This is a genomic window from Corynebacterium sp. HMSC034E11 (assembly GCF_001835905.1).
Taxonomy (GTDB): domain Bacteria; phylum Actinomycetota; class Actinomycetes; order Mycobacteriales; family Mycobacteriaceae; genus Corynebacterium; species Corynebacterium coyleae.
In genome coordinates this window covers 1-6,266 of the sequence record NZ_KV826418.1, presented here as the reverse complement: position 1 = coordinate 6,266, position 6,266 = coordinate 1, and the positions used below count along the sequence as shown (strand labels likewise).

Sequence of the window (6,266 nt, the reverse complement as noted above, 5' to 3'; positions counted from 1 at the left end):
CATCCAAAACCTCGCCGGAAACCGAACCATCATTCGGCGTTACTTTAAAGTCAGCAGTTTGGGACGCCTGCCCTGCATCATCAATCGAAATTCTGTATTCCGCAGGAGAAGCCATTTGGTACTGACCAGGCTTATTAAGAGAGACCACATAGGTGCCTTTAGTCAATTCGTCCGTGACAAACGATTGACCGTTAGACAAGCTCTTGGAGAAAAACTGCTCCCCACCAGCGCGTCTAACTACTACCTCAGCTTGGTCATCGCCGAACAAGCCCGACACAGACCCTGCCACTGCACCCTTATTCTGGGCAACCCTAAAGTCTGCGGTTTTCGATGCCTTACCATCGTTATCAACTACAACTTCGATAACTGCTTCTGATTCCATCCGGTAATCAGCTGGCTTAGCAATAGACACGCTATAGGTGCCTTTTGTGAGTGCTCCGCTCACAAACTTTTCGCCGTTGCCGAGCTCCTGGGCAAATACCTGGTCTCCAGACGCCTGTCGAATTACGATCGTGGCTTTGTCATCCCCAACTAAGCCGGAAACCGAACCAGAGATTGCCCCCTTATTCTGGCTAAATTCAAAATCTACGGCACCAGAATTCTGGCCGTCGTTAAAAATTTCGGCCCGTTTTAGAGCGCCACCCGCCGAGATCAACTTGTGGTCATCGGGCCATCCGGACACCTCGACCGAATATTTACCTACGGTTGCACCTCTAAGATCGATTTCCCCATTGCTGCGCCAACCTTCCCACACCTTGACGCCATTCGCATCCCGAACCGTAACCAGAACTTGCTGCCCCCGAGCGAGCCCCTTCAACGAAAACGGAATAATGCCGGTAATCTGCTCAAGTCTAAAATAGGCAGAACCGTCACTCACACCATTGTCATCAATACGGACAGTTTGTTGGCCTTCGATTCCAGAAGACAGCTTATAACCGGAAGGCAATTCGGATAATGACACCGAGTAGACACCCGGAGCCAGCTCGGACGACTGGGATTCACCCTCGCCCACCTTGCTAGACCACACTTCGGTACCATTCGAGTCTTTTACCGTGGCCGTGACTTGCTTGCCACGTCCAAGGCCAGACACAGAAAACGGAACCGACCCGGTTGCAGGATCCGACTGTTCCTCATTCTCGGTCGGAGAACCCATCGACACCTTCATTGGCACCGGCCAGCGGTTGTCGGTGGTTACCTTCTGCCGAGACGTAAAAACTACCGACTTGCCCGTGAAGTTAGAATTTCCGTCGAACAGTGAGGATGTCTTGAGTAGGTAATTTAGACCGCCGTCAGTTGAATGGCCGTTTACTGCACCAATAGAGTGCCCATCGACTTTCACGTCGAAAACCATTTGCCCCTCAGGGAATCGGGCCTTTGGCCTAAGCCTTTGATAGTAAGGGTCTGTAGTAATGGCAAGATCAGTTTTCCCAATAGCGCCCAGATTCAAGGTGGAGAAACTCAGTTTGCCCCCTGGATACGAAGACTGGGCAGCAACGCCGGCAGCAGCTGCAGCCTGCACCCCGAAACTCCCCTCCCCACCAACAACACTCGGCACAGCCAAGCCTGACAGCGCCAGCGACACTGCGGTCATACCTGCAATGGCAGTGCGCTTGCCGGAGAAGCCGCGACGTGAGGAACGGCGCGCGGAGAAGTTCGCGTTGAAATCGAACGGAGAGGAAGCGTTGTTCAAGATTGCTCCAATGGTTGATTTTTCTATAACGGGAGAAATTCGGGCAAGAAGTACATAGAACACGAACTTCCGCGCGAGACTTCCAAATAATTTACCAACTTGGACAGGCGCTTTCAAGCGCACTCACATCTAAAGACCCTGGTTAATCAGTGTTTATTCAGATTCAAAGGGTTTATTAATCTTTGCCGTAATTGCGTCTCAGAAAAATCGCGAAAGAAGCGAAAAGGGAAGGCCCCACACGATCCGTGTGGGGCCTTCCCGAAATTGGTGCGCCCGGAGGGATTCGAACCCCCAACCTTCTGATCCGTAGTCAGATGCTCTATCCGTTGAGCTACGGGCGCAGTGCCTGTTGGCAACGAAGAAGAACATTACACCCGGCAGGGCACACCACCAAAACGGCAGTTCAGGACACCATTACAGGCCAAGCACACTCTTGGCGATGAGGAAGTAAATGACCAAACCGGTCGCGTCGCAGAAGGTAGAGATGAACGGGTTGGAGAACACCGCCGGGTCGGCGCCGACTGCGCGAGCGATGATCGGCATGATGCCGCCGACGGTCGCGGACATGGCGCACACACAAAAAAGTGTGGAACCGATCACAATGCCTATTTCTTGCCCGAAAACGGCCCACGCGATACCCAAACCGAGGATGCCAAGCACCGAACCAAGGGTCGCGCCGACGCGCAGTTCGCGCCACATGACTTTAAAGATGTCGCCCTTGGTGACGTCGTGAAGCGCTAGCGCACGCGTCACCGTTGTCGCGGCCTGGTTACCGGTGTTGCCGCCGGTGCCGGTCAGCAGCGGAATAAATAGGGACAGCACGGTCACTTGGGCGAGCGTGTCCTCAAAGATGCCGAGCACCTGCACGGTCAGAATCGCGGAAACCGCCAACACGAGCAGCCACACGATGCGGGAGCGCACCAGGTTGAGCACCGGCGTGGACAGATACGGCTGCTTCAGCGACTCGGAACCGCCCTGACGTGCGGAGTCCTCGCTGTCGGCGAACTCGACGATGTCCTGGGCCTCGTCGTAAGTAAAAATGCCCACGAGGTGCTGGCCGTTATCCACCACCGGGTACGCGAGGTGACCAGACGCGAGCAGGCGACGCGCCGCATACTCGGCGTCTTCGCTCTCCACGACGGTGGGGGTTTCGCGCATGATGGTGCCCACCTCGTCATCCGCACGCGCCTTGAACAGGTCCTTCAGGCTGAGTACGCCGGTGACGTGGTGCATGTCGTCGATAACTGGCACGGTGTAGATCGTCTCCAGGTCATCAACATGCGCGCGCAGCTTATCGACGACCTCCTGCGCCGTCTCCGTCGCACCAACCGCCTCCACATTCGGCGACATGACACGGCCGACCGACCCCTTCTCGTAGGCGAGAATCAGGTCTGTGTAGGCGCGGTCGTCCTCATCCAACTCGTTGAGAACCCGCTCCGCCACCTCCGGATCCATGTGATCGAGCAGCATGACCAAGTCCTCGGTGCCGAGGGCATCGAACAGGCCGGGGATCTGATGATCACCTAAGGCTTCGACGATTTCGGCCTGGTGGGCGGGCGCGAGGGCGTCGAAAAGCACAGCGGCTCGAGGCGCTGGCAGCAGTCGCACCAGCTCCGCACCGCGTCTCGACGGCTGCCGCTCCACCAAACGGACGATGTCACGCAAGTCCATCCCCGCGAGTTTGTGCTGCATAGCAGCCAAATCGCGCGGGGATAGACGGCGGCGCCGCAACTTCCGTTCAATATTGGCCAAATCAGCCGTTTGCATAGCTCTCACACCGCGAGCGTACCTGGCTTCATATTCACCCGAGCGGGGGCTATTCCCAGATAGCTATTCCGCATTTATTACGCATGTGTAAAACTTTACGAACGTTTTGCGATACATCTCGCGGAAACACCCAGGAATCGGCGTTATCGCCCAGACCCAAGGAGCCCCCATGGCAAAAACTGTACGTTCCCGACGCGTATCCATCGCGGCGGGCGCGCTCTCCCTGGCGCTGGTGGCGCCATTCGTATCCCCCGTCAGCATCACCCCGGTGGCGGCAGCTGTCGACGCCAGCGCGTTCGACACCACCTACACCACCACCAACTTCTGGGATGTCGACGAAGCAGTCGTAGAAGGGCTTGTGCTTGAGCCCGGCGACAAGGTCGAAGCAACGGCACTCCTTCTCGCCCGCAATAAATGGCGCTTCCGCACCAGCGGCTGCAACCTGATTCTCATCCGTCCAGAGGCTGCGATCTCCTTCGGGAAGGGCAACCAGAACATTGCGGTCAAGGTAACCAAGGCCGACGGCTCTTCCTTCGACACCACGCTGAAGGTCAACGTCGTGGATAAGAAGGCCGAGGGAAACACGTTCACCGAGCCTGCCGACGCCTGCCCAGCGCCGGAGGAGCCAACGCCTGAGGAGCCGACCTCCGAGGCCCCAACGTCCGAGGAACCGACGCCCGAGGCCCCAACCTCGGAGGAGCCCGCTCCGACCACGACCGCTCCTGCAGAAGAGCCCCCCTCTGAGCCGGCTCCGACGACGGCTACCCCGCCGGCGGAGGAGTCGTCGACAAGCAATGCCCCGAAGACAACCGCAAACGCCTTCAACGGTCGCTTCAACACCGCCAACTTCTGGAACAAGAAGGAAGCAGTGGTCGAAGGCCTGAAACTGCAGCCGGGTGACACCGTCGCACCGACGACGAACACGATCTTCAACTGGAACTTCCGTAACGACAACGGCACCCTCACCGTGATTCGCCCGCAGTCCGCGACTGCTTTTGGTACCGGCAACAAGGACATCGCCGTGAAGGTGACCCCCGCCGAGGGCGAGGCGTTCACGACCACGCTGCGTCTGAACGTTATCGACGAGCGCCCCGTCGGCGATTGGGAAAAGGAACTGGAGAAGACCTACCCGGTCGACTTTGAGAAGTCCACCTCCGCCAAGACGCTGGATGCGCTCAAGCTGCCGAAGGGCGTGACCCTGAGCAAGGGTGGCGTGAGCCTGCCGACCGGCTGGAGCGTCACCACCGACGCCGACGGCGTCCGCATCACCCCGCCGACCACCTTCACGGAAGGCGACATTGAACTGCCTGTCTCCGTCGAGCAGGTCCACGACGACGGCACGAAGGACACGTTCAAGGCAACGCTGAAGATTGCTGCGAAGAACCCGTCCAAAACCCCGGCTGAAGTAGCAGGTACCGCAGCAGACATTCTCGGCCCGCTGCTGGGAAGCATCATCGGCGGCGCGACCGGCGGCACCGGCCTGGGCAACCTGATTGGCAACCTGATCGGTGGCGGCAAGGGCGAAGGCTCCGAAGGCGGCAGCGGCGGTAACGGCAGCGGCGCCGGCGGCCTCCTCGGCAACCTTCTCGGCGGTCTGCTCGGTGGCGGTAAGGACGGCAAGAGCCCGCTGGAGGGCATCGTCAAGGTTGAGGTGCAGCCGAGCGGCATCATCGTCACCGGCAACGCCAACCCGACCGTGGAGATCCGTGACAACGGCTCCAACAATGGTTCCGGCAACTCGGTCGTCGTGACGAACAATGCGAACCCGACGGTGGACATTCGCGACAACGGCTCCAACAACTCCGTGGTTGTTACCGATAATGCGAACCCGCGCGACAACTTCAACAACAACGGCAACCCGTCCGTTGTCATTACGGATAACCTGAACCCGGTTATCACCGGCAACATGAACGACAACGGGTCCAACAACGGCTCGAACAACTCCGTTGTGGTCACCAACAACGCGAACCCTGTTGTCACCGGCAACGCCAACAACAACGGCTCGAACAACTCCGTTGTGGTCACCAACAACGCCAACCCGGTGATCACCAACAACGCCAACAACAACGGTTCTGGTAACTCGGTCGTCGTCACGGACAATGCAAACCCGCGCGACAACCTGAACAACAACGGTTCCAACAACTCGGTCGTGGCGACCAACAACGCCAACCCGACCGTTGTCATCACCGGCAACGCGAACGACAACGGCTCGAACAACTCCGTTGTGGTCACGAACAACGCCAACCCGGACATCCGCGACAACGCCAATGGTGGTCTGTTCGGCAGCTCGGGCGGCTCCTCGAAGAAGGGTGGCAACGGCGACCAGCAGGGCGGCGACAAGCTCGTCGGCGCCAAGGTCAACGCCACCGGTGGGTCCTCCGACCCGCGCTGCATCGCTTCCCTCGTCGGCCTTGGTGTGCCGCTGGTCCTGATGCTGCCGCTCGCGCTGGCTAACCAGGCGGGCCTCCCGGGTCTGGGCCAGGCAAACGGCCAGGCTGGCGACATCTTCACCGCGGCCGCCCGCAACGCTGGCCTCGATCCTGCCCAGGCGATGGCAATCGGCGGCGGTATCGTCGGCCTGGTTTCCGCGCTGCTGATCGCTACCGCGGTACGCACCTGTGTCCCGGACGTGCAGAGCGTTGACATCAACGTCAACGGCTCGTCCCGCAAGGATAAGGAGGAGGCGCCGACGACGGTTGCGCCGGTCGTCGAGACGCAGTAGCCCCTCAATGCGAAAACCCCCGCTCAGCGGGGGTTTTTCTTGTGCGCCCGGAGGTGTCCGAAGTCACGACATATTTGACGGGGTGTG

Annotated in this window: 3 protein-coding genes and 1 tRNA gene; 1 reads left to right on the top strand and 3 read right to left on the bottom strand. The window is 59.1% G+C overall.

The features are described 5' to 3' along the window. The 3 genes from HMPREF2690_RS10345 to mgtE all read right to left on the bottom strand — a co-directional run. The coding region (locus tag HMPREF2690_RS10345) for an MSCRAMM family protein (protein WP_141761244.1) at positions 1–1,807 on the bottom strand (1,807 nt) is incomplete at its 3' end. A 148-nt stretch (positions 1,808–1,955) separates the two neighbouring features. Continuing rightward, positions 1,956–2,031, bottom strand: a tRNA-Arg gene (locus HMPREF2690_RS10340). A 73-nt stretch (positions 2,032–2,104) separates the two neighbouring features. Beyond that, a complete protein-coding gene (mgtE, locus tag HMPREF2690_RS10335; RefSeq protein WP_070422014.1) occupies positions 2,105–3,457 on the bottom strand; it encodes a magnesium transporter in 1,353 nt (450 codons plus the stop codon). Between the two features lie 169 nt (positions 3,458–3,626). Between mgtE and HMPREF2690_RS10330 the strand changes: the two genes are divergently transcribed. Beyond that, positions 3,627–6,179 (top strand): hypothetical protein, encoded by a 2,553-nt coding sequence (locus tag HMPREF2690_RS10330; protein ID WP_070820839.1) that lies wholly within the window; start codon positions 3,627–3,629, stop codon positions 6,177–6,179. Positions 6,180–6,266: the final 87 nt, after the last annotated feature.